This is a genomic window from Paraburkholderia bannensis, assembly GCF_014200455.1.
In the GTDB taxonomy this organism is placed as follows: domain Bacteria; phylum Pseudomonadota; class Gammaproteobacteria; order Burkholderiales; family Burkholderiaceae; genus Paraburkholderia; species Paraburkholderia bannensis_A.
The window spans coordinates 285,676-307,748 of sequence record NZ_JACHBW010000009.1; the positions used below are offsets into that span (position 1 = coordinate 285,676).

The 22,073-nt window shown below is 60.8% G+C and carries 17 protein-coding genes; 5 read left to right on the forward strand and 12 right to left on the reverse strand.

What is annotated here, in order from left to right:
• Positions 1-16: 16 nt before the first annotated feature.
• From F4827_RS17225 to F4827_RS17235, 3 genes are all read right to left on the reverse strand, one after another.
• On the reverse strand, positions 17-928 hold the full coding sequence (locus tag F4827_RS17225) for a LysR family transcriptional regulator (protein WP_183725242.1): 912 nt from the start codon (positions 926-928) through the stop codon (positions 17-19).
• 174 nt (positions 929-1,102) lie between these two features.
• Positions 1,103-2,428, reverse strand: coding sequence for an epoxide hydrolase family protein (locus tag F4827_RS17230; protein ID WP_183725244.1), 1,326 nt, complete (start codon positions 2,426-2,428; stop codon positions 1,103-1,105).
• 281 nt (positions 2,429-2,709) lie between these two features.
• Positions 2,710-3,306, reverse strand: coding sequence for a DJ-1/PfpI family protein (locus F4827_RS17235; protein WP_183725247.1), 597 nt, complete (start codon positions 3,304-3,306; stop codon positions 2,710-2,712).
• A 90-nt stretch (positions 3,307-3,396) separates the two neighbouring features.
• Here F4827_RS17235 and F4827_RS17240 point away from each other — a divergent pair, with 90 nt between their 5' ends.
• The gene (locus F4827_RS17240) at positions 3,397-4,731 is read left to right on the forward strand and encodes a PLP-dependent aminotransferase family protein (RefSeq protein WP_183725249.1); all 1,335 of its coding nucleotides are present in this window, start codon (positions 3,397-3,399) and stop codon (positions 4,729-4,731) included.
• 263 nt (positions 4,732-4,994) lie between these two features.
• Here the strand turns inward: F4827_RS17240 and F4827_RS17245 are convergent, their stop codons facing one another.
• The 3 genes from F4827_RS17245 to F4827_RS17255 all read right to left on the reverse strand — a co-directional run bounded on the left by F4827_RS17245 (position 4,995) and on the right by F4827_RS17255 (position 8,163).
• The gene (locus tag F4827_RS17245; protein ID WP_183725251.1) at positions 4,995-5,915 is read right to left on the reverse strand and encodes a proline dehydrogenase family protein; all 921 of its coding nucleotides are present in this window, start codon (positions 5,913-5,915) and stop codon (positions 4,995-4,997) included.
• A 545-nt stretch (positions 5,916-6,460) separates the two neighbouring features.
• Entirely contained in the window at positions 6,461-7,180 is a 720-nt protein-coding gene (locus tag F4827_RS17250) for an SDR family NAD(P)-dependent oxidoreductase (RefSeq protein WP_183725253.1), read from the reverse strand.
• Between the two features lie 140 nt (positions 7,181-7,320).
• Positions 7,321-8,163 (reverse strand): oxidoreductase, encoded by an 843-nt coding sequence (locus tag F4827_RS17255; protein ID WP_183725255.1) that lies wholly within the window; start codon positions 8,161-8,163, stop codon positions 7,321-7,323.
• 127 nt (positions 8,164-8,290) lie between these two features.
• Between F4827_RS17255 and F4827_RS17260 the strand changes: the two genes are divergently transcribed.
• Positions 8,291-9,187 (forward strand): LysR family transcriptional regulator, encoded by an 897-nt coding sequence (locus tag F4827_RS17260; RefSeq protein WP_183725257.1) that lies wholly within the window; start codon positions 8,291-8,293, stop codon positions 9,185-9,187.
• A 476-nt stretch (positions 9,188-9,663) separates the two neighbouring features.
• Here F4827_RS17260 and F4827_RS17265 read toward each other — a convergent pair whose 3' ends face one another.
• From F4827_RS17265 to F4827_RS17285, 5 genes are all read right to left on the reverse strand, one after another.
• Positions 9,664-9,864: a DUF1289 domain-containing protein gene (locus F4827_RS17265; protein ID WP_183725259.1), complete on the reverse strand. Its 201-nt coding sequence runs from the start codon at positions 9,862-9,864 to the stop codon at positions 9,664-9,666.
• Positions 9,865-9,868: 4 nt separating this feature from the next.
• Positions 9,869-10,144: a metal/formaldehyde-sensitive transcriptional repressor gene (locus F4827_RS17270; RefSeq protein ID WP_183725260.1), complete on the reverse strand. Its 276-nt coding sequence runs from the start codon at positions 10,142-10,144 to the stop codon at positions 9,869-9,871.
• Between the two features lie 132 nt (positions 10,145-10,276).
• Positions 10,277-11,092, reverse strand: coding sequence for a nickel/cobalt efflux protein RcnA (locus F4827_RS17275; RefSeq protein ID WP_183725261.1), 816 nt, complete (start codon positions 11,090-11,092; stop codon positions 10,277-10,279).
• A 980-nt stretch (positions 11,093-12,072) separates the two neighbouring features.
• Entirely contained in the window at positions 12,073-12,387 is a 315-nt protein-coding gene (locus tag F4827_RS17280; protein WP_183725262.1) for a hypothetical protein, read from the reverse strand.
• 129 nt (positions 12,388-12,516) lie between these two features.
• Entirely contained in the window at positions 12,517-15,066 is a 2,550-nt protein-coding gene (locus tag F4827_RS17285) for a DUF3772 domain-containing protein (RefSeq protein WP_183725263.1), read from the reverse strand.
• Between the two features lie 1,215 nt (positions 15,067-16,281).
• Here F4827_RS17285 and F4827_RS17290 point away from each other — a divergent pair.
• Positions 16,282-16,464 carry a hypothetical protein gene (locus tag F4827_RS17290; protein WP_183725264.1) on the forward strand — a complete coding sequence of 61 codons (183 nt, stop codon included), beginning with the start codon at positions 16,282-16,284 and terminating at the stop codon, positions 16,462-16,464.
• A gap of 152 nt (positions 16,465-16,616) precedes the next feature.
• Here F4827_RS17290 and F4827_RS17295 read toward each other — a convergent pair whose 3' ends face one another.
• Entirely contained in the window at positions 16,617-17,384 is a 768-nt protein-coding gene (locus tag F4827_RS17295; RefSeq protein WP_183725265.1) for a TetR/AcrR family transcriptional regulator, read from the reverse strand.
• 391 nt (positions 17,385-17,775) lie between these two features.
• On the opposite strand from F4827_RS17295, the gene F4827_RS17300 reads away from it, so the two are divergent.
• Positions 17,776-18,900, forward strand: coding sequence for an efflux RND transporter periplasmic adaptor subunit (locus tag F4827_RS17300; protein ID WP_260175253.1), 1,125 nt, complete (start codon positions 17,776-17,778; stop codon positions 18,898-18,900).
• Positions 18,897-22,073, forward strand: coding sequence for an efflux RND transporter permease subunit (locus tag F4827_RS17305; protein ID WP_183725267.1), 3,177 nt, complete (start codon positions 18,897-18,899; stop codon positions 22,071-22,073). Before F4827_RS17300 ends, F4827_RS17305 begins: the two co-directional genes overlap by 4 nt.

Here is a 22,073-nt window from a genome sequence, read left to right on the forward strand (position 1 = left end):
GACCTCGCGTACCCGATCAAGTCCACGTTTGTGAGAGTGAGACGATCTGGGCGCGCAAATAGTCGATGAGTGCCTGGGTGGCGGGCGATGGATAGCGATTGGGTAGCGTGACGATATACAGCACGTCTTGCTGGCCCGTTACGCGGTATTGCGGCAGGATACGCAGCAGCGTGCGGTTCGCGGGGGCCTGCGAGATGTACGCGGGCAACAGCCCTATACCCAGTCCGTCGCACGCCGCTTCCGCAAGAAATGGATAGTCCGTCGACTGCAGCGCTGGGCGCAAGGTAATGGGATGCGCTTCGTCCTCGTTTTGCAGATGGACGAGCGTCATCGTGACCCGGCGCTCCGGATGCGGCGCGGCGAGCAGAGCGTGCCCATTGAGATCGGCGGGGATATTGATCGGCCCGTGTGTTTCGACATAGGCGCTCGACGCGTACAGATGCCAGTTGATCGTGCAGATGTTGCGCGCGACGCAGTCCAGCGGCGGCGAGTGCGGAACGCTTAGCGCAACGTCGACTTCCTCCGCGATCAGATCGTCGATGCGGTTCTTGAACGTGACGTGGAGCGTAATGCCCGGATGCGCCCGCGCGAATCCAATCAGGATCCGGCCGATAAACATTCTTCCGCAGCCAGTCGGCACGCTGATGCGAATACGGCCTGTTAGCGTCAGCCCGAGACTTTCGATGGACGCGCGCGCAGTGCTGAGATCGTCCAGCATGCGCTGGCCGCAATCGTATAACGTGTGGCCTGCCTGGGTGAGTTCCAGGCTGCGCGTCGAACGGCGCAGCAATTGGGCGCCCGTCTCGCGTTCAAGCTGTTTTAGCCGCTGGCTGATATTGGCGCGCGTCATGCCCAGCTTGCGCGCCGCGGCGCTGAGGCTCTGCGATTCGACAATCTCGACGAAAATGCCGATAAGGTTCAGGTCCATGATCGCGCGAAGTCTTTTCTGATTGGGGCCATCCATACAGAATGTAATGGAATTCACACCGTGCCGATATCGGCGTGAAAGCGGATGCGCATTGCTCGGACAAATAGCATGTATCGAAGCATTTCACGGACATGCTGCCGTCGTGTCTCCCGGCAGGCGGCGGCAGCGTGAGCATTAGCGTAGCGACGCGAAACTCGCACGAAGCTCGTTCGTGAACGCTTGCGGCTGCTCCCAGGCCGCGAAGTGTCCACCCTTCGGCAGACGGTTGTAATGAATCAGATCCGGATACGCCTGCTGGGCCCAGGATTCAGGCGCCGCATACAACTCGTCCGGAAAGACGCTGACTGCAACAGGAAGCGTCACATGTTTGGGCTCGAAGAAGTTCAGCTTGTTTTCCCAGTACAGGCGCGCCGACGAAATGCCCGTTCTGGTCAGCCAATAAAGCGTCACGTTGTCGAGCACGTCATCGCGCGACAGGCCTTCCGGTTGCCCTGCGAATACGCGCGCGATCAGCGCCTGGCTGGCCGCATCGTGATCGAGCATCCACGCGGCAAGGCCGATTGGCGAATCCTCGATGCCATACAGCGTTTGCGGCCTGCCCGCCATTTCCTGTGCGTAGCCCAGGCCATGCTTATAGAAAAAATCCAGTTGCTCGAACGCGTGCCGCTCGTCTTCGGAAAGGCCGCCAGGCGCGGGCTGGCCGTACTTGAGCGCCTGGGCAATGGCCTCGGGCACGGTCGCGGGCATATTGGTGTGAATCCCGAGCAAGCCTGGCGGCTTGAGTAACGCCATCTGTTCGGTGACGGCATTACCCCAGTCGCCGCCCTGCGCAACGTAGCGCGTATAGCCGAGCCGTTCCATCAGCACGACCCATGCGCGCGCGATGCGCTGCGGATCCCAGCCGGTCGTCGTCGGCTTGCCTGAAAAGCCGTAACCGGGCAGTGAGGGAATCACGACATCGAACGCCTCGGAGGCTGCGCCGCCGTATGCGGTGGGATTGGTGAGCGGAGCGATGATCTTCAGTTGCTCGATGATCGAGCCGGGCCAGCCATGCGTGACGATGGCCGGCAGGGCATTCGCATGCTTCGAGCGAACGTGGATGAAGTGAATGTCGAGGCCGTCGATTTCGGTTACGAATTGCGGCAACGCGTTCAGCCGGGCCTCTACCTTGCGCCAGTCGTAGTGCGTCGCCCAATAGCGCGCGAGCCTTTGCATCGTCGCGAGCTGCACGCCCTGCGACGCGTCCGTGACCGTTTCCCGCTCCGGCCAACGTGTCGCGTCGATGCGCCGACGCAGATCGGCAAGTTGCGAATCGGACGCGTGTACGTGCAGTTTTCGAAGTGCGTCGCTATTTCCGCCGCTGCTACTGGTGATATCCGAGGGTGGCTGTGTTGATTGCGCAAAAGCGAGCTTGCTCAGCGAGGTCGCAGCGATTGTCGCGGCCGTTACGCCGACAAAGCGGCGGCGTGATGTGAGGAGAGGGCGGGGTAGATCGGCCATAATATTCCTTCCAGGTGTGTAAATAGGGTTCCTGAATAAATCAGGATGGCAATGCTCGTTTATCAACCAACCAGGAAGAACCGATACGGCGCGAAACCTTGCTGATTGCAACTGATTACAGCGGTAGGGCGTGTATGGCACGAGTAGCGATACACGTCCAGCAGGATCCAATTGTTGTTAATACCAGCCCAATTGACAATCCCAGTGATAATTGACGGGGCGTAAACTGTGAATGAACAATGCGCTGTTGACAGTGCATTTCAAAGCGCGGTAGTTGTTGCTCAGAGGTACAGCGAAATATTCTCGATCGCACGCGCCACGTAAACTTCTTTCTCACCAACGGGCGCGATGTGTTGAATCACACCGCGCGCGACCTCAACGCCTGCCAGGCGCGCGATCATCCAGGCGGCGAGATAATGCGAGGCCAGGCATCCTCCCGCCGTCGCGACGTTTCCAGTGGCTACGAACGGCTGATTGACAACGGCAACGCCTGCTTCTTCGACCCATGGTCTTGTGATCGCGTCCGTGCAGGCCGGAACGCCGTGCAGCAAGCCCAGCTTCGCGAGTATCAACGCGCCGGAGCATTGCGCACCTAATAATTGGCGCGACGGATCGAGCCTTAATTGCGACATCAATGCGGGATCGGCAACCACGTCGCGCGTCCGTATTCCGCTGCCGACCAGCACGGCATCGGCTTCGCAAGCCTCCATTAGCGATGCTTGCGCTTCCAGCAGCACGCCATTCATCGAACGCACGCTTTGCTGCGGACTCGCAATTGAAACGCGCCAGCCGGGCTGGCGAACGCGGTTGAGTAAATTGAACGCAATCAGCGAATCGAGTTCGTTGAAGCCGTCGAAGGTCAGGATGGCGATGTGCATGGCGCGCTCGTACGGTTGAGGATGACGTGTCGAGCCATGGTAGGGACGAGAAGCAATACAATCAAATTATTGTCATGGATACATTGAACGATGCCCGAAGCGCGCTACAAGCAACTGGTCGATCGCCTCGCCGCCGATATCCGCGCAGGCCGCCTGCGTCCCGGCATGCGTTTGCCGACCCATCGCGATCTGGCTGCGCGGGAAGGGCTGGCGCTGGTCACGGCAACGCGCGTCTATGCGGAGTTGCAGGCGATGGGGCTGGTCAGCGGCGAAGCCGGTCGTGGCACGTTCGTCAAGGAGGCGCTGCCACGGGGCCAGGGCGTCGATCTCCATGCGTGGAGCGCGGATACAGTGGACCTGAGTTTCAACTATCCGTCTTCGCCTGATCAGAGCGAGTTGCTGAGGACGGCGCTACGTCAGCTTGCGGCAGGTGGCGATCTGGAGTCGTTGCTGCGCTACCAGCCCCATGGCGGCCGGGAACACGAGCGGGCGACGGCGGCGCGGCAACTCGCGCATCGGGGGCTGCGCGAGGCGTGCGCCGAAAATACGCTGTTCGTCAGCGGCGCACAGCATGGACTGACGACGACCGCGCTCGCCCTGTTCGAACCCGGCGACGTGGTAGCCGTCGACGCGTTGACATACCCGGGATTCAAGCTGGCCGCCGAGGTCGGCCGGCTGGAACTCGTGCCGATTCCGGCCGCGGGCAGCGGCCCCGATCTGGATGCGCTGGCGGCCTTGTGCAAGCGAAGGAAGGTGCGCGCCGTCTACACGATGCCGACTTTGCACAATCCGCTCGGCTGGGTGATGAGCGCGACGCGGCGCCGTGAGCTTGTCGCCATCGCGCGACGGCATGGGCTGATCTTGATCGAGGATGCTGCTTACGCGTTCCTCGCGGATGACGCGCCGCAGCCATTGTCCGCGCTCGCGCCCGAATTGACGGTCTATGTGTCGAGTTTGTCCAAGAGCGTTGCGACGGGATTGCGCATCGGCTTTCTTCACGCGCCAGCCGAATGGATTCCGGAGCTTGAACGGGTGATCCGGGCGACGACCTGGAACACACCGGCGACGATGACCGCGATCGCCTGCGCCTGGATGGAGGACGGCACCGCAAACCGGCTCGAAAAAGAGAAGCGGCACGACGCCAAAAACCGTCAGCGCCTTGCCGGAGATGTTTTGGGCTCGGTGAAGCGAGTCGCGCATCCGGCTTCGTACTTCATCTGGATTCCATTCGAGCAGGAGGTTCGCGCCGATGCGATTGCGATGGCGCTGATGCGCGAGCGGATTTCCGTGACGACCGCGCAGCCGTTTTCGACATCGTCAAACGTGCCTCATGCCATTCGCCTGGCAATCGGCTCGGTCGATCTCGTCACACTCAAGCGCTCTTTGGAGACGGTGGCCAGCGTGATTGCGGAACACACCTACTGAAGGAGGCCACGCTTCACCTGGAATGACGACCGGCGGAGTTCCGAGGGGAACCGGTCACTGGAATGGCTGGTTTGACGACTACGGGAGTGGGGCATTTTGGCTGCACTGCGTTATACGACCAAGCACGTCTGCTCGCCTCCGTTCCGCATGACATGCGACCGCCATAACCGAGCCGGAGCGGTCAGTCGGCCCTCTTGGAAGCTGCCGTTCGAACCGGGACCACCCATCTGGTCGGTCCCGATCCACAGTGCGTGCTGTAACGGCTAGCAAGTCCGATCGCGACGTATCATCGCCGACAGGATATATCCGGCAACTCGTGGGTTCTCCTTGATTCGCCGGGTGCTGTAGCCATACCAGTCATGACCATATGGCACATAGACGCGCACGTGAAATCCTTGCGCAAGCAAAGCGTCACGCAGCGGTTCGCACACCCCCAGCAACATCTGGAACTCAAATCGCGAGCTATCGACCTGCTCGCGTTGCAGCCAGTTGGTTAGCGAATCGATCAATTGTTTATCGTGGGTTGCAATGCCCACGAATGATCCCGCCTGAATCGCGCTCGTAACGTGCCGAAAAAAGTGCGCGTTGATCGCTGTCCGATCCATCGATGCACCGGCGACGAGATGTTCATTTGCCTCGGCATAAATTCCCTTGCAAATGCGTATGCGGCTCTTGCGAGCCGTTAGCGGAACGATGTCATCGTTTGTACGCGTCAAATACGCTTGCAGTGCGATTCCGATTGGATATGCGTCGGCTTCGAGCTTCAAGAACGCGTCGAGCGTTTTCTGGGTGCAACTGATGTCCTCCATGTCGATGCACGCGCTGATTCCGTGCGTTGCCGCCGCTTGTAGAATCAACGTGACGCGCGCCATACATGCGTCTTCGTCGAGATGCAACCCCAGCGCGGTCAGTTTGATCGACAGCTCGGCGGCCTCGTTTTGCACGCCAAGCGCTTGAACGAGATCGAGATAATCGCGAGTCATCGACTCTGCCTGAGCTGACGTCGACGCTGTCTCGCCCAACACATCGACGGTCGTTCGGAAGCCTGCTGCATGGAGCGCGTGGATGCGCGCGCGGGCATGGGAAAGCGTTTCGCCAGCGATATAGCGCCGCGAAATCTTCCGGATCAGCGAACGGGGAACGAGCGGGATGGCGTGAGCCGCCATCGTATTGAAAATACGCATGTTGTGGTCTCATGAAAATGCAATTGCACGAATCTGGACGCGATAAGTCGATTCGAGCAACATCCCCGGACTGTTATTGACAACAGGTCCGGGACGAAGGCCAAGGCGGATGCAATCACGGCATCGGCACAGGCTTTCAGTGCGTTTTCGAGGGAGGCCAGGCAGCTGCGTACATTGTTCGAGTGGGCTCTGTTGCAGTTCGCTACAGGTTGGTCAATGCCCGTTTTCGTTTGTCAGACAGGCATCGCGAATCGTAGCACGAGCGAACGAAAGGCGGTCATGGACCGATGCGTGATGCGTCGAGGTTGCGGTTGTCAACCAATTCACGCGCTCCCGCCGGATGTCTCATATTGGCCGAGTGCTGTCTCATGCGTTTCACATGAGATGAGGCAGCGTCGAAGTAGAGCGACCGGCTGAGAGCGACCCGTTGCAGCCTGTCATGACTGACACCTTTGGGGGAATGCAAAGGCCCGCGGGCGCATGGCTTGGGTCACCGTCACACAACGGTTACGTTCTCCAAAGATCCTGATGCGAGAAAAAGCATTTCAACCGTCCAGCCAGGAGATGGGCTCCCCGTCTCTGAAGAACCCGCCACTTGGGCCATCTGCAGCGAGATTCGCCGCCCACACGATCCCGGCCGCGCCTTTACTGACAGGACGACCGCCATGGCCACCCATGTCCGTTGCAACCCACCCTGGACACACTGCGTTCACTAGAACATGGCGGTCGGCGAAGTCTTTGGCCAGCGAAATGGTGAGCGCGTTTAATGCCGCTTTGGTCACGCCGTACGCAGGGGCGCTCGCGTCAATACGGTTGAGTGCGCCGGCGCGGCTCGAAACGTTCACGATGACCCCAGGGCGCGCCTGCTCAAGCAACGGGGCAAAGGCTAAGCTCGTACGCCACGCACCGAGAAGGTTCGTCGCAAAGGCCTCCTCGACGGCGTTCATGTCAGAACGGGACGCCGTTTGCCAGGTGTCATAGTGGATTGCGGCGTTGTTGACGAGAACATCCAGTTTGCCGTGCTCTCGGCTAATCTCATCAAGAGCGCGCTCGACGTCGGCGGATTTCGTGACATCGATTATTCGGCATCTGGCGCGGGCGCCATGCAGTTTGACCAGTTTGGTCAATTCTTGCGAAACGGTGCGCACCCCGATGTAGACGGTGTCGCCCTGGGCAAGTAGTTGTCGGGCGGTTTCCAGCCCCAAGCCGCGGCTCGCCCCGGTCACCAGGGCGATGCGGTTTGTTTCCGTGACTGCGCTTTTCACGTCTTCCCCCAGGTCTTGAACAGCACTTCGTGCATGGCCTTAAACCCCTCCTGGTTAATCGACGTGGCCACCAATGCGCATTCGTCTGGTAAACCGCGATTCATAGGTGACCTCGTCAGGTTCAACTCTCAGTCATTCGTTTACGCCACCTCCGGATAGATGCGTGTATCCAGCGCTACACGCTCCCAGGTCTTGAGGTCCTTGAGGAGCTGTTCTGCGTGTGCCCGAACGGCCTCAACGGAATCAGCACCAAGTGGTAGTCGCAGCGGGGTCGTCTCTGCGTTTAGCGCGCTTTCGATTGCTTCGGCAGCCTTGGCCGGGTCACCCTGCTGGGTTCCGTGCATGCCTTGAGCGAAGGCGCGAGTGCCTCCCACGATGTCCCGATAGGCATCCATGACGGGCATGTGTTTGAGGGCATCGGCCGCGAATCCGGTGCGGAAGGCGCCGGGTTCGACGATGAGCACCTTGATACCGAACGGCGCGACCTCCTGGGCGAGCGCTTCCGACATCCCTTCGAGCGCAAACTTCGAGGCCGAGTACGCGCTGAAGCCGCCAAATGAAAGCTGGCCGCCAAGGCTCGAAATGTTGACGATTGCCCCGGAGCGCTGCTTGCGCATTTCCGGGAGCACCGCTTTGGTGACGGCAACGGCGCCAAAGAAATTGGTCTCCATCTGGCTCCGCAATTCACCTTCCGGGGTTTCCTCCAGCGCCCCAACAATCCCGTAGCCGGCGTTGTTGAAGAGGACGTCGATCGCGCCAAAGCGTGAGATGGCGGCGGCAGCCGCCTTGTCGGCATCACCTGATACCGTCACGTCCAGCTTTTCAATGAGCACGCGATCCGGGGCAATTTGTCGGATCTGTTCCAGCTTGGCCGGAGTACGGGCGGTTGCGACCACGTTGTAGCCGCGCGAAAGGGCGTATCGGGCAAAGGCCATGCCGAAGCCGGAAGACGCGCCAGTGATGAACCAGGTGGGGGTTGTCATTGCAGTGCTCCTGAAGTTGAGGATTTCCGGGAAGCGGAGGCATCGCCGCCGTGAGAGCATCTTGCATCCACCTGCCGAGATTGATAATCCCGTGTCTTTCGCATAAATTATGCGAAATGGTGCATGAATGAGAGATCTCTTAGCCCACCTTCCAATCGTCGTCTGCGTCGACAAGTGCGGCGGCTTTGCGGCTGCCGCTGCTGCATTGAACATGAGCCCGTCCGCAGTCAGTCATGCCGTGCGTGTTGTGGAGGACCGACTCGGCGAGCCACTTTTCGCCCGGACCACCAGGAGCGTCGCGCTGACCGAAGCGGGCGCGCGGTTTCTCGCCAGCATTGGCCCCGCACTGGACGACATCGACAAGGCCGTTGAGAGCCTTACCGCTCAACGCGGTGAGGTCACGGGTCTGTTGCGTATCAACGCGCCGCGCGTCGCAGTCCTGTTGGTGCTCGCACCGATCCTGGCAAAATTGGCGTGGATTCATCCTCGCCTGACGGTAGAGGTGCACACCAACGACGCATTCGTCGACATCATTGAGCAGGGTTTTGACGCGGGCATCCGCCTCGGCGATTCGATTCAGCAGGACATGGTGAGCAGTCGTCTTACCCCGCCTTTCAAGGCAATCATGGTCGCGACGCCCGACTACCTGGCATCTCGTGGCACGCCGCAGAGCGTTGACGAGCTTGCCAACCATAATTGCGTGGGGTTTCGCTTACTCGGGTCGGGTGCGCTTTACGAATGGGATTTACGCGACGGCGAGCGCAAAATCTCGGCTCGGGTTGGAGGAACATCGGTCATCACGGACGCCAGCTTTGCTCGCGACCTTGCGCTCGCAGGTGTTGGCATCGGTTATATCTTCGAGCCCTTGGTACGCGCAGACCTACGAGACGAACGCTTACGGTGGATTCTTCCAGAAGCCTCCATCGAGGAGCAGGGGCTCTTCCTGTATTTCCCCCGCCGAGCGGCCCTTGCGCCAAAGTTACGTGCCTTTATCGATGTGGCGCGATCTCTTCTTCGGGAATAGCGGGTTGTCCGTCGCGTAAAGGACGAGTTTTGCGGCGTTTCCCGAGGTCTGGCGGATCAGGACTTAGTGTTTCGGATTGTGAGCTCATCGGTCCGCTATCTGGCGATCAAGTCAGACGACCGGGTGACCCCTCATGCCCGGTTACCGACCCATGCCTTATGCATTTGCGTCATCCAGAGACGAAACCCATCTGACTCAATGCAGCCGCGATGTGGATGTCGCTGCGCAAATGGGCGCGGACGAAAGTCAGGGGAGAGCGGCCGACAGCGATTCAATCCTGTCACCAGGTGCGCACGCGCCGCGATTGCCGGATGCCTTGACCAAGGCTGTCCCGCAGTCGTTGGATTAGCTCAAGCATCTCCGGTCTTCGTTGCTGTTTCGTCGTGACGATGTATTTGGCGAGCGGGTTCGTGACGGTACGCCTGTTCAGGCGGCCCCGTTTGCTCTTTTGAAGCCAGGCGCTGAGGCGGTCTGCCTCAGTCTTCGCGCGTTGGCCGCGCTGCGTCGCGATCGAGCTTCGCCTGTCGCCGCGATTTCTCGTTGAGGATCTGGTGACGACGGTGATCGGTCATTTTTCTCCAGCCACGCGCTTCTTCACGTGTGCGCAGGCAGCCGGTGCAAAAGCCGGTCTTGCCGTCGAATGCGCAGAGATCAATGCAGGGAGATTTGACTGCCATGGTCTTACTTGAAATAGCTGTGAACGACTTCGATGAGCTGCTCGGTGCCGCTACCGTGTTCGCCATCGTGCGGCTCGGCGTCAACCAGGTGGGTGCGGATATGGTCCTCCAGCACGACCGCCAGCAGGCCGTTCATCGCACCACGGCTGCTCGTGATGAGCTGGAGCACGTCCATGCAGCCGCGCTCGTCCTCAAGCGCGCGCTCGATGGCTTCAACCTGCCCCTTGATGCGACGCACGCGGTTGAGCAGTTTCTGTTTTTCGCGAATCGTATGGCTCATGCCTGACCTCGACGGAATGAATAGCCGGATGCTGACGCCGGCAGGGCAAAGGGGAGGATGGTAACCGTTTTCAGTGTGAGTCACCGCATCGCTTGCGAACGATGCGGTGACGCGCTTGCTTCACCGGGCGCACTACGCTCCTAGCGCGGCAATACCCTGATAGCCGACGAAAACCCCCACCAGCATGATTAGCGCGCCCGAAAAATACGGTGCCTTGCGGGCGAAATCGCCAAAGCCGCTCCACTTCTTCGAGACATGTTTGACGCTTAGCGCGGCGAGCGCGCCGGAAGCCACCATCGTGAGTGCGAGGCCAACGCTGAAGCACAGCACGAGCGACGCACCCAGCGCGATGCGCTTGAGCTGCAGGCACAGCAACAGCACCGTGATCGAGGCCGGGCACGGAACCAGTCCCCCGGTGAGGCCGAACATGACGATCTGGCCGGTGCTCACCTCGCGGTTGGCGAAGCGGCGGCGAATGTCGTTTGCGTGAGCGCGCTCGTGTGCGTCCTGATACTCGCCCGAAGCAATGTCCAGACCTCCGCAATCATGGTCGTGCTGATGATCGTGATCATTGTCATGGTGGTGATGCGCGTGTGCGTGATGCTGCTCGCGCCAGGTGCGCCAGATCATCCACGCCGCGACGCCGACGATCAGCACGGCTGAGGCGAGCTGAAAGTAAGGTTCGCTGGTCGCTGCGTCCCAGTTCCTTCCGAAATACATGCCGGCCAAAGCGATCGCCCAGACCACCGCCGTATGCGACAGCGTCGCGGACAGTCCGAGCAGGACGGCTTGCCCGACCGTGCCGCGGATCGCAACGATGAACGCTGCCATCATAGTCTTTGAATGTCCCGGTTCCAGGCCATGCAACGCGCCCAGCAGGATCGCGCTGGGGATGAACAGCCACGCACTGGACGCGCTCTGCGAGAGAAGGGTGGAAAAGTCCGTCATTCGTTTATTCCTTGCCTGAATTCCGTGGGGACTGTCCCCCGGGGTCATGCCTTGACCTTACGCCTCGATGCGGTTGCATCAGGCCGTTATATACCGTAGAGGGGTATATTACATCAGATAGGGTAATGGGGTATACCTATTGGTGCTTGAGCGGAAGCGGACGAGGGACGTTTTTGAGCGATGCGTGGGGGCAGTGCAGGTGGCTCAGGAGGGAGAGGCCGCAAAGGCGGGATGACGGTCGATAAAGCAGATCGCCCGGGCAACTGCGACGACAACTAATCGGCCGGATATTTTGATTATCGCGAATGCACGGGTGCGCTGACGAGTTGCCGCAGTGCGTTCGGACAAGGTGTGCGTCGAGAGCCAGATCGGCGTGCCAGGGGGCTTAAGCCCCGTTTCGCGCCCGGAATCAGGATAATCAAATTGTTCCTGGTCTTGTTATTTCGTTCCGGCCGGTTTCGCGGGCACCTCGACCCAATCGCTCGAACATCCCTTGACGTACGGGTAATATTGCTTCGTCGCTGGGCAATACCACCACGAGGCCACCGCCGGACTTTCCTGTGCCTTTTCAACATACGCGGTCGTCGGCGGCGACTGGATCGATTGGGCGACGACGGGCGATGGGGCCGCGTAGAACATTGGCACGGGCGCCATCATGACGGGGGGCGGTATTCCTACCCCTACTACGACGCTCGTATGCGATTGCGCACTGCCAGACAAGCATGCGGCTAAAGTTGCCAAAAAATGTATCACTATCCTCAATCGCACAGCAGTTTCCCTATTCGATGTAGCAGGTATATTCGCGATCCAGAGCACGAAGGCCGGCGATTCCAGACTGAAATTCGAAGGATCACTAACTTCCAGGAGTACCGATGCAGCTGAAGGAAACACTGTTCTGTTCAGCATCCTGCAACGGTGTCGCGTTCCGCCAGGCATGACAGGACTGGAAAGGTTTGCCTGGCGCGCGCTTCGACGTCCAATCAACTTTCCTGATAAATCGAACGATACGAGGCCAGGCATGAGGCGGTCGTTGCGCTGCAAACCGATGAATCGTATTTCACCGCGCGCGCGCTGCTGAACGCCTGCTGTCGAGCCGCCAGGCTCGCCAAAGTCACGTGGATGTCCGCAGGACTGGGCGATTCGCCATCGATGTGTTCGTCGTCCGCCTGATGCAGTTTAACGATGGCTTTGCGCGCCAGTTCATGCACCAAAGGATCGTTGTCCTCTGCGAATTTGACAGTGGAAAGAGGGAGGACTGACACGACCGTGAAAACGGGCATGAACGCGTTCGCCATGATGAACTTCCAATTTTTGGCGTCGGAAACAATGACGCGGATTATCTGAAAACGACCTGGAGAAACTGTGAATCTCTCTGCCTATGGTCTTGAGGATCGTAATCTTCCTATCCGTCTATTTCAAACCGCTTACATGAATTCATTGTTTCCGGATACGCAACGTCGGTCCCTGGAAAGTGCAGGAGCCGACGTCGCTGTGCCCTGGCGGGAACGGCCTGCGCCAGGCCTCGACGCCGCCCCGAGTCCATCGGGGAGGCCACCTTGCGGTGCATGGACCAAAACCGTTCGTGGGGTCGACAAAGGGATGTCCGCGGCACGTAGCCGCTTCAGGATGGCGAACAGAAGTTCGCTTTTGGTGTCGGCGGCGATCCTGGGACTCCTTACGTGTCCCGTGACCGTGAGCGTGATGCCTTCGGGCGTCAACTGAGTGAACATGACGGTTGGCGCCGGATGCGCGAGAACCGAAGGGTGATCCCCGTACGCATCGAGAAGAATGTCGCGGACCTGCTCCGGGTCGACATCGAGAGCGAACGTGAGCGCAAGCGAGGCGATACCCTGCGTGGTATTTCCCATCGTGACGTTGCGCACGTTCTGCGAAATGAGTTGTGAGTTCGGCACGATCACGGTCGACTTGTCTGCCAACTGGATCTGGGTGGCACGAACACTAATGCGCCGGATGTCCCCCTCGATGCCGGCGATACTGATCATGTCGCCCACCTTCACCGGCCGCTCCGCGAGCAGGATGATTCCGGAGATGAAGTTCTTCACGATCTCCTGCAGACCGAAGCCGATTCCCACCGACAATGCACTGACTATCCATGCGAGGTTGTGCCATCTGACGCCTAGCACGGACAAGGACTGCAGCACGACGAGCACGTAACCGATGTTGGCAAACAGCGTGAGCAACGACGCGCGCATGCCGGGACTCATTTCCGTCTTGGGCAGCAACTCCCTGTCGAACCATCTGCGAACGGACCGCACCAGATAGACGCCGACGCCGGCTGTGAGCAGCGCGCTGAAGATGTGAGCGGGGACGATGTTGAGCGCACGCAGCCGGTCGCCGCCCAGCACCTCCAGAATGCTGTCTATGAGGTCCGCGGGCGTGGTTCCGAGACCGCCCGTTAGCAGCGCAATGACCGCGGCGACGATGAGTGCGCTTCGGAATATCCCGGTAAGCATCGTCGAAATCTGTGCAAGATGCGCATTCTTGAGACCAAACAGATGCTTGATCGTATTGCCGCTTGCATGCGCCGGAGAAAAGAGGCTTTCGCACACATCGCGCGTAAGCATCACGAGAAAATAGAGGCTGCACAGGACGATGTCGAACCACACGAGTTCGTAGGTCAGGAAACGCGCAACGGAAATGTACCCGAAGACCAATGCCGCCAGGGCGCCCACTACGACCACGCAGACAGCGGCATGAATCAGGCCCGCAAGTGCCGACCGACCTTCAGGCGAATTTCCGGCGGCGGCTATTACGGTACGTACGCGGTTGGCATGAAGCAACGAAGCGCCGATGGTCAGCGCGACGATCAGCGCGACGAGACCGCGAGTGAAAATCGTGAGTTGAAGGCTGGTGTCGACGGCTCGGTTGATTTGCTCTATCGCCCCTGAAAACAGCAGGAGTGCAGCCAACGTCCGTGGAAAGGACTTGAGCGCCTGCGCAACCGGATCGGCGATGGCAGGCAGGCGCCAGCTAGGATGCGCTGTACACAGGAACGCCCTGCCAAGCGCGAGGACCAACGCGCAATTGACGATGTGCTTGACAAGCTCGTCAGTGAAGGTCTGAAGCGCGGGCGACAAGCTGCGTTGACTGCCAATGGCCACGCTGACGAGATGTATCGCAACCATCGTGGTCGCAAGCGTCGCGAACACCGTCGATATTGCGAAGGCACTGCGCCGCAGCCGTCCTTCCGGCAGACGTCGAAAGCAAATCCAGCCTGTTGTTCGTTCGAGAAGGCTGGCACCAACCGTTGCGCAGGCCAGCGCGGCCAGCAGAAGGACCGTCGTGGCGAGGATGCGTCCCGGTCGCCACATCGATTGCGTCTGCTTCTCGATCTGCATCCCAAACGCTCGCAGGCTCTGATAGTCAGCCGCTTCCGGGTGAACCATGGGCGCCCAGAACGCAGCGCTCAGAATGCTATCGGTGCGAAGCGCCAGTTGGTCTTTCAGATGTTCGCGGAGCAGGCGCGCGATCTGTGCGTCGACGTTGGCCAGATCGCCTCTAATGCCCTGCGCCTGCCTGACTTGTGCATCAAGCCGCGTTTGCTGCGCGGTCAGGACGTCGCGTTGCTGGGCGACGGCGGGTGTTTCCGGCCTTGCGCCGGCGACGGGCGCCGCGCCAAGCACATCGAGCTGCGCGCGTGTGCGTTCGAGCTCGGGCTGCAGCGAGCTTGCGACCAGTCTGTCGACGTCGGCGACTATGCGCCGGCTCAGCGAATCCAGCTCGATCAGTTCGGCATCACCGGTTACCGTTGACGCCCGCTGCCTGATCGCGTCTTCTTTGGCCTGAAGCGCATTGAGCGCTTCTCCCGCGTCGGAACCGACGCCAGCGATGGGCGAGGCGTAGCCGCCGTCCGCCCCGCCAGGCGGATTGCCCGCGGAGAATGCAAGGGCCGGAACGAGGCCCCACAACGCAAGGACGATGAGACGGAAAGTGACCAGAAGGACTTGTCGCATGGCTCGGGCAGGGATGAGACGCGCAAAACGTCATCGCCATTCCTCATGGCGCAGCCGGCGCCATCCACCGATGTGCCTATGCGTGTAGCGGAAGAGACGTTCGCTGTCCGGTCTATTAAAGTGACGACTATATCATAATTGATATTTAAACCAAAAAGTGGCGGGCGCGCCACAGGTATCTGTCGCCGCCGGGCGCAGGAACGGCTCGTGGGTGGATTGACGCAAGCAGCTTTGATCAGTTTTTATTGGGGAATTTGCGGAAGCGGTGATGAGGGAGGCGTCGGCAGTTTAGGGAGCTGTGTCGACAATTGTGATGGAAGCTGGCTCTGGGCTTGAGACGTTACCTGCGCCACTTGCTGCGACGAAGGCTGCTGTGACGAAATCTGTGACGAAGGCTGCTGCGACGAGAGTTGCTGCGAAGCGAGCTGCTGCCACGTTACGCTTTGAGCGAATACTGGCGAGCTGCTAAGGACAACGAACGCTGCTAAATAAAATTGCTTCATGATTGTCTTTTGTCTACAGGTGAATCAGGTGAACGTTGCCGGCCTGAGAAACCGGCTATCTGAACGGTCGCGCCGCTAACTTCAAATATCCGATATCGCGCCGCCGCCGGAAGCGGGCGGAACTGACGAACGCTTTTCGGACGAACTTCTCATCCCACCATATTGTTCAAACGCTTGTTGTTGGGCCTGCATGCGCGCCTTGGCGCATGCGAAGTCCATTGGATACCCTGCGGCGGCGGTTGCTCTGTCCAGGTAGCTCGCATTCTGCTGCCGAACCGGAACGCGGACTTGTTCGCTCACGGGTGAGCCCGCGTCGTGTGCGAATGAGGCAGCCGGTACGGATAGCACAGACGCGAGAAGGGTACCTGGGATGAACTTTCTTGCCTTTGCCATGATGTTCTCTCCACTTGCGCGTCGGATAAAAAAGGACGCGGATTTCCGAAATAACGTGCTGGCGCAGCACCGTGGTTCGCTGCCAGTTCGTTGAGCGAGAGTCTATCGAGTTACTAACCAGTTACAAGCAACTGGACGGCAACGAACAATTCCGCCGGGCGCAACGTTGCGAACTCGCACGGACGCCCATTGTCGCGTTCGTTGGCAAGATGGAAACAAACAATTGCGAGCGGCTATTCAAGGTCTGCGGCGCATATACTTTCCGCCTTCACCTCCTCCATCAGGTGCCGGATTCTTATTGTTCAGAGCAGGAGTACTTATGGAAAAGCAATTCATCGCGAGGATCGGTAACGCAAGACCAGAAAGCGCTCACCAGATCGTACAGGCCGCGCTTCGCAGTGCTGCTACCGCATCCACGCCCAATGGTGCCATCGACCTGCTTGGCGAGGCCCTGCTGGAACTGGAGCGCCTGCTTGCACTGAATAGCGAGCAGATGCACTGAACCTCATCGGCTGGCGAGCCACCGGGAATAGATCTTTAAACGCCAAAAGGTCATACCGATGGCTGTCTACCATCGCCAATCATTGCAGCGTTGCGGGAACTACGCCGGAACTATCTGGCGAGTGAGCTTTACCAGGACGGATCGTTTTTAGATCAGCGCGGATGAGGCAGTGCCGCGTGAGGGTGGGCAGGGAGCGGACGGCGAGCAATCTTTTCAGCTTCGGCGCGCTTGATGCCGAACGCCTGCAACACGATGGCCGCCGTGCTCTCGGCAAACTTTTCGTGCCGGGATCGAAGGGCCTTTCGTGCGCGAACCGCGCGCTTTGAAGATCCGGAGAGGTGAAGCTCGGCTGCTACTCCTGCGGCGACAGTGCCGATCACGGAAAACACACACATCAGTTCGTCCGCGACGATGAAGCGTCGTTCCGAAATGCCTCTTCTTGTGTCCCGCAGCAGCCGCTGACCCAGCCCCCCGCTCAGTGCGCGCGAGGACAGCCCTTCGCGTATCAGGAGTTGCCCCCAAACGGGCTCCCGATAGGCGCGCAAAAGCGTATGACGCACCGACACCGCAACCGCTTCGGCCGGGTCCGGCAACCCCGCGGCGAGGCGATCGAGCGTGCTCGCGAATTCCTCGAACAGCCATTCGACAAGCGCGGTGAAGATCCCTTCCTTCGAGTCGAAGTAGTTGTAGAAGGACCCGAATCCCACGTCGGCGGCGTTCGTGATCTCGGTGATCGTGACGCCGTCCATTCCCTTCTGGGCCACCAGTTCGAACGCGGCATCGAGCAGCCTAAGCCGCGTTTCGAGCTTGCGTCGAGCCACGCGTGGCGATCGCGTTGCGATGGGTTCGCGGTCCGGACTGGATGGACTGGCCTTCAACGGCTGCCGACGACTCGTGCGCGAACTCGGGACGTTGGGCATGTTAGCTCCTTCTATGTATCCTCAGATTATAGATGCTAATCTCATAGTTGACAATAAAATCAGAAATGGGTTTAATGTCACCCGCGCGGCGATGGAAGCGGAAACGGGCGAGACCGAGGGGCAGAGAACGCGTCTCCGGGACGTTGTAGCTGCCTGGCGCCCAAGTCCGCAAACGTCGTGCAGATGTGCGCGCGTGCATCAGCGAATGCGCCTGTCAAATGGCGCGGATCCGCTCCGAGGCACGTGTTGCTTACCCGATGCGATGGCCTTTCAAGGAAGCACGCGCCGCCGCTCCATCGGGTCATCCTTTTCCACCCGAATTCATCACCTGCCTTGTGTGAACATCGTGAAACATTCCGGTCTTGTCGCGCTGAAACGAGTGCGCTCCCTGTTGCCCTACTTCTTTCCTTCCACACGCAAGGCGACCGTCGTCGTTGCCGCGTGCAGCGCCATCGTCCTTAGTGCCTGCCACCAGCGCGACGCGGCGGTCGCCGAGGTCAAGCCCGTCGTCGCGCTCGCGGTTCATCCGGATGGGCGCGTCGACAGCACCTCGCTGCCCGCACAGGTGCAGGCGCGTTATTCCACGACGCTGTCTTTCCGGGTGGGGGGCAAGGTCATCGAGCGGCGTGTGCATATCGGCGATACGGTCAAGGCGGGACAGACGGTTGCGTTGCTCGACCCGACGGATCTGCAGAACAATCTCGTCAGTGCGCGCGCGCAACTGGACGCCGCCGAGCATCGCCTCGTCTTCGCCCGGCAGCAGCTCGACCGCGATGAGGCGCAGGCGCGCGCAAATCTGATTGCGCCTGCGCAGCTGGAGAAAACTCAGGACGCCTACGCTTCCGCACTCGCGCAGCGCACTTCCGCGCTCGCCCAGATGGCGCTCGCGACGGATCACCTGCACTACGCGACGCTCACCGCGGACCACGATGGCGTCATCACTTCGGAGGACGCGGATACCGGGCAGAACGTTCAGGCAACCCAGGCGGTGTATCACCTCGACTGGACCGGCGACGTGGATATCGTTAGCGATGCGCCCGAGCGGATCGTGGGCTCGCTGGCCGTCGGCAGCAAGGCGCGCGTCACCTTGCCCGCGCTGCCCGGCAAGACGTTTGAAGCGCAGGTGCGCGAGGTGTCGGCGGCGGCCGATCCGGAAAGCCGCACGTGGCGTGTGAAGCTCACGCTCGCTTCGCCAGACTCCGACGTGCGTCTTGGCATGACCGCGAATGTCGCATTCAGCGCAGCCGACGGTCTTGCTGCCAGCGGCCAGGTCTTTACGCTGCCGGTAACGGCGCTGTTTCACAAGGGTGAGAATCCAGCTGTTTGGGTCGTGCGTAAGGGCAGCGACACGCTTGAGTTGCGCCCCGTCACGATCGCGCGATACGACGAGCGCACGGTCTCGCTCAGTTCGGGGCTGCACGATGGCGACCGTGTGATCCTGCAAGGCGTGCATGCCGTGAGTTCCGGGCAGCAAGTGCAAGTGGTGCCTCCGCTGCATCCGGAGGGCTCGGTATGAACTCGCGCGACGAAGAAAACGCACTCGAACGCGCGCCGGCGAACGCGTCTGGCGAGGCACGCGAGGCGAGCGGTACGGGCTTCAACCTCTCCGCATGGGCGCTGGCGCACCAGCAGCTCGTGATTTTTCTGATCGGGCTCGCCACGCTTTTCGGCGTCATTGGCTATACGAAACTTGCGCAGTCGGAAGACCCGCCGTTCACGTTCCGCACGATGGTCATCAAGACATACTGGCCGGGCGCGACCGCGCGCGAAGTGCAGGAACAGATCACGGACCGGATCGCCCGCCAGTTGCAGGCCGCGCCGTATGTCGACAACATCAAGAGCTATTCGCGTCCCGGCGAGTCGATGATCTTCTTCGCGATGAAGGACTCGGCGCCCGTCAAGGAGGTGCCCGAGACCTGGTACCAGGTTCGCAAGAAAGTGGGCGATATCCGCGCGACGCTTCCAGCGGGCACGGCGGGGCCGTTCTTCAACGATGAGTTCGGTGACGTCTACACGAACATCTACGCGCTCGAAGGCGACGGCTTCACGCCCGCGCAGCTACACGACTACGCGGACCAGCTGCGTACGGTTCTGCTGCGCGTGCCGGGCGTGGCCAAGGTCGATTACTTCGGCGACCCCGATCAGCATATTTTCGTCGAGATTTCGAACGCGCAGCTCACGCGTCTGTCCATCACGCCTCAGCAGCTTGCCCAGGCAATCGACGCGCAGAACGCCGTCGCGCCCGTCGGCACCATCACGACGGCGGACGACCGGGTATTCGTGCGTCCGAGCGGCGCATTCCAGGACGAACGCGCGCTTGCGGACACGCTGATCACCATCAACAAGCGCTCGTTCCGTCTTGGCGACATTGCAACCATCAAGCGCGGCTATGACGATCCGCCCGTGACGCAGATGCGCGTGGGCGGCCAGGCGGTGCTCGGCATCGGTGTGACGATGCAAAAAGGCGGCGACGTCATCGACCTCGGCAAGGCGCTCGACGCGAAGACTGCCGAACTGCAGGCGATGCTGCCCGCGGGTCTGAAGCTCGTGCCGGTTTCGAGCATGCCGCACGCGGTCAAGCACTCGGTGGACGATTTCGTCGAGGCGGTTGGCGAGGCGGTGGCGATCGTGCTGGTCGTGAGCCTCGTTTCGCTCGGTCTGCGTACGGGCATGGTGGTTGTGATCACGATCCCGATCGTGCTTGCCGTGACTGCGTTGTGCATGCATGTCTTCGGTATCGGGCTGGACAAGGTCTCCCTCGGTACGCTCGTGCTGGCGCTGGGCCTGCTCGTCGACGACGCGATCATTGCCGTCGAGATGATGGCGGTGAAGCTGGAGCAGGGCTGGAGCCGCCTGCGCGCGGCGGCGTTTGCGTATTCGAGCACGGCATTTCCGATGCTGACCGGCACCCTCGTGACGGTCTCGGGCTTCCTGCCCATCGCGCTGGCGAAATCGAGCACGGGTGAGTACACGCGTTCGATCTTCGAGGTGTCGGCCATCGCGCTGATCGTCTCCTGGTTCGCGGCGGTCGTGCTGGTGCCGCTACTCGGCTTTCATATGCTGCCCGAGCGCAAGGTTCACGCAGGCGCGGGACACGACCATGAGCACGCCGTCTACAACACCGGCTTCTACCGCCGCCTGTCGGGCTGGATCACGTGGTGCATCGAGCGGCGCTGGGTCGTGCTCGGCATCACTTGCGGCCTGTTCGCGCTCGCCATGGTTGCGTTCACGCGCGTGCCGCAGCAGTTCTTCCCGAACTCCGAGCGTCCCGAACTGCTGGTCGACATCAGGCTGCCGGAAGGCGCTTCGTTCGAGGCTACGCTGCGTGAATCGAAGCGCCTGGAGAAGGTCCTCGATGGCAAGGCCGGCATCGACCACTATGTCGACTTCGTCGGCACGGGCGCGCCGCGTTTTTATCTCCCGCTCGACCAGCAGCTCCAGCAGCCCAATTTCGCGCAGTTCGTGATCACGGCGAAGGACGTCGAAACACGCGAGGAACTGATGCACTGGCTCGACGCGAAACTGGAGAAGGACTTTTCCGGTGCTCGCACCCGTGTGGCGCGACTCGAAAACGGTCCGCCCGTGGGCTTTCCGATCAAATTCCGCGTGAGCGGCGACGATATCGCGACGGTGCGATCGATCGCGGATACGGTCGCCGAGAAAGTCCGTGCCGACTCGCGCACGCGCAACGTCCAGTTCGACTGGGACGAGCCGGCCGAACGCTCGATCTCGTTTGAGATCGACCAGAACCGCGCGCGCCAGCTTGGCGTTACGTCAGCGGACGTGTCGAGCTTCCTCGCCATGACGCTGTCCGGCTACACCGTCACGCAGTACCGCGAGCGCGACAAGCTGATCAATGTCGATCTGCGTGCGCCGAAGAACGAGCGCGTCGATCCCGCAAAGCTCACGAGCCTTGCGATACCGACTCCGAACGGCCCGGTTCCGCTTGGCTCGCTCGGACATGTGCGCGACACGCTCGAGTACGGCGTGATCTGGGAGCGCGACCGCCAGCCGACCATCACCGTGCAGGCCGACGTGCGCGGCGACGCGCAGGGCATCGACGTGACGCACGACATCGAGAACGCACTCACGGCGGTGCGCGCGAAGCTGCCTGTGGGCTACCGGATCGAGGTGGGCGGGGCGGTCGAGGAGAGCGTGAAGGGCCAGACGTCGATCAACGCGGAAATGCCGCTGATGATCATCGCGGTGCTGACGCTGCTGATGATCCAGCTGAAGAACTTCGCGCGCACCTTCATCGTGGTGCTCACCGCACCGCTGGGACTGATCGGCGTGGTGACGGCGCTCCTGCTGTTCGGCAAGCCGTTTGGCTTCGTCGCGTTGCTTGGCGTGATCGCGATGTTCGGCATCATCATGCGCAATTCCGTGATTCTGGTGGACCAGATCGACCAGGACATCGCGGCGGGGCACGCGCGCTTCGACGCCATCATCGGCGCCACGGTGCGGCGCTTCAGGCCAATCATGCTGACGGCCGCCGCCGCCGTGCTCGCGCTGATTCCGCTGCTGCGTTCGGGCTTCTTCGGGCCGATGGCGACCGCGCTGATGGGCGGCATCACCGTCGCCACCTTGTTGACGGTGTTCTTCCTGCCCGCGCTCTATGCGACCTGCTTCAGGGTGCGTAGTGACGAGCGCGGCGAGCAACCGGTCATCGTCGAGCATACGGAGGGTTGA